2 protein-coding genes and 1 pseudogene are annotated in these 2,622 nt (G+C 34.2%); 1 reads left to right on the top strand and 2 read right to left on the bottom strand.

Annotated elements, in window-relative coordinates; all coding sequences use genetic code 11:
* Positions 1–89: 89 nt before the first annotated feature.
* Positions 90–1,030 (top strand): annotated as a pseudogene (locus Wcon_RS13575) (IS5 family transposase).
* 158 nt (positions 1,031–1,188) lie between these two features.
* On the opposite strand, the gene Wcon_RS11295 reads toward Wcon_RS13575, so the two are convergent.
* Together Wcon_RS11295 and Wcon_RS10190 are read right to left on the bottom strand one after the other, a co-directional pair.
* Positions 1,189–1,380, bottom strand: coding sequence for a hypothetical protein (locus tag Wcon_RS11295; protein ID WP_147269192.1), 192 nt, complete (start codon positions 1,378–1,380; stop codon positions 1,189–1,191).
* Between the two features lie 98 nt (positions 1,381–1,478).
* The gene (locus tag Wcon_RS10190; protein ID WP_114516788.1) at positions 1,479–2,417 is read right to left on the bottom strand and encodes an IS110 family RNA-guided transposase; all 939 of its coding nucleotides are present in this window, start codon (positions 2,415–2,417) and stop codon (positions 1,479–1,481) included.
* Positions 2,418–2,622 lie beyond the last annotated feature (205 nt).

Here is a 2,622-nt window from a genome sequence, read left to right as displayed (position 1 = left end):
TGGCTTTGTTGCATCACTCAAGAGAAAAGAACTGGCAGTTACTGACAAAATTCATTATAGAATAGCCATTTAACCATTGAAGAAAAAATATGCCACAGCAAATGAAAGTCAGTAACTGCAATGAATATAACAAATTTCTCCAAGAAAGAGGAAATATTTTTCATTTTATTAATAGAAAATTGGTACGAACATGGTCCAAAAGTGTTCGGTGGCAACAATATTTACAGTGATAAAGTTGTGATTTTAGTGCATATAGTCGCTAGTCTCTTTAGAATTGGCTTAAGACAAACGGTAGGGTTTATAAAAGGATATTTGCAGCAAGTAGGAAAAGGCTTAGCAGTCATTAGCTATTCGCAGGCTTCAAGAAGGTTTAAAAAACTCAATATTAAGATCAATGATTGCAGAGTTGACAAAAACAATATGGAAGATATTGAAATTGCCATAGACAGTACAAGTATCAGTATTTATAATAATACCCCTGGTCACAGTAAGGAAAATAGTAAAGATAGAAAGTATCGCAGCTATGAACAGACAAGAAAATTGCATGTAATGTTGAATATAAATAGCAAAAACGCCATAGCTGTAAAATACAGTAACGGTGTCTACTCTGATCACTTGTGATCTGCTAAAAAAAGTTGATTTTCAGCATGTCGTAAAAGTACTATATGCCGATAGGGCGTACGATAGGCATAAGCTTTATAAATTATGCAAAGAATATAATATAAAAGCAAAAATTCTACCAAAAACCTGTGCAGCAGAGCATTTAAAAATAGACTACATGTCTGATAGGAACACTGCTATTAGGTTAATCAAATTACATAATGAAGATGGTATGAAGAAGTGGAAAGAAAAAGTAAATTATGGAAAGAGGTCATATATTGAGGTTTTTTTTTCGCGACTAAAACAAACATTTGGGTTTAGCTTTAGAAATAAATCCGAAGTAAATCGTGAAAAAGAATTGCTAATAAAATGCTACTTACTCAATAAATTTATTGAAATTGGCGTCGCTAAATTTGAGATAGCTTCATGAATTTATTATACATTATCTACTATCCAAAGAGCGATGCAACAAAGCCATTTTCAGTGGTTCCTTTCTTATCATCCGGGTGGCCTTTTCTTGTCATTCCAGCGCGTGACGCTGGAATCCACTCTTTTCGTAATCTCATCAACTTAGGATTACTTTTGTACCTAAAATTTCTGGATCCCAGTTTTCTTGTCATTCCAGTGCTTGACACTGGAATCCAATAATCTCATCAAAACGTTGTATTTTAAAATAACTTCTATACATACCCCATATTTCTGGATCCCAGTGTCAAGCACTGGGATGACACCTATTTTAATCTCATCAAAACGTTGTATTTTAAAATAACTTCTATACATACCCCATATTTCTGGATTCCAGTGTCAAGCACTGGGATGACACCTATTTATTTTCAGTGGTTCCTTTCTTATCATCCGGGTGGCCGGAATCTACCGTCTTAAGCGTCAAGATAAAAACTATTGTTTTTTACCATGGCATTTAAACAAATAATGATTTTTCTCATGACAGCAACTAATGCAACTTTAGCGGCTTTGCCAGAAGCAACTAAGCGCTGATAAAGAGCTTTCATTTTCCTGTTATGACGCATTGCGACCACAGCAGACATGTATAATGCTTTTCGAGCATAAAACCTGCCACCTATGATTTGAGCTTTGCTTACCTTTCTTCCGCTTTCATTAGTTTTTGGTGCAACTCCAATTAGACAGGCTATTTCTTTATTATCTAATCTACCAAGCTCAGGTACTTCTATGAGTAGGATACTCGCAATTTTGCGTCCAATACCTTTATAGCTAGTTAGAAGTTTGCTTTTTTCCTTCAAACCAGGGTCAGAGTCTATTATGTCTTCTATGTCTTGCCTAACTTGCTCTAATTGTTTTTTGGCAAATTCTATCTGCTTTACTATATATTCTCTGGCTTTTCCTGTCACATTATGTAAACGACACATATTTGCGTGAACATCATCGCTTAGATTACGCTCAATTGCTCTTAGTTCTTTTAGTTCTTCTTGTTTTTGTGAAACTATACATTCTACTACCTCATCGTTTTTTGTGATAAATTCAGCATACTTTTCTAGCAATTTTGCATCTAATTTGTCTGTTTTTGCAAAATGGTTACAAGCTTTCGCAAACGCATATACCCGGTTTGGGTGAGCTCTATGCACAACTATACTATGTTCTTGTAACAATTTTACGACAAGTTTTTCATAACCGCCTGTTGATTCTACTACACATAATTCAACAAATACATTAACTATTTTTGACTTTATAAACTCAGATATAGCTTTTTCTGCATTTTCTATACGCTGATGTTTATTGTTGATTGAAATATCAAGTGTCTCTTTTGAAACATCAATACCCATAAAAACTGTTCTAGCCATTTTTGCACCTATAAATTATAATCAAATAACAATATAAATGATGTACAGGATTGTGATTCGATCTTTTAGATCCCCCTACCGTTCGTACTACATTTTTTAAGCAAGGAGTGTACTGAGATTCCTACGATTTCTATCAATCAATCCAATTGACAGTATCACTCCTTGCTCATTATAGCCTTGCGACTTTGATTTAATATACAATCCA

It is taken from the genome of Wolbachia endosymbiont of Cylisticus convexus (assembly GCF_003344345.1).
This window is presented reverse-complemented; position numbering and strand designations above follow the sequence as displayed.

Excerpts from the sequence above, each read along its gene's own strand:
- Wcon_RS11295 (WP_147269192.1), bottom strand. The coding sequence starts at position 1,380 with ATGTATAGAAGTTATTTTAAAATACAACGTTTTGATGAGATTAAAATA.
- Wcon_RS10190 (WP_114516788.1), bottom strand. The coding sequence starts at position 2,417 with ATGGCTAGAACAGTTTTTATGGGTATTGATGTTTCAAAAGAGACACTT.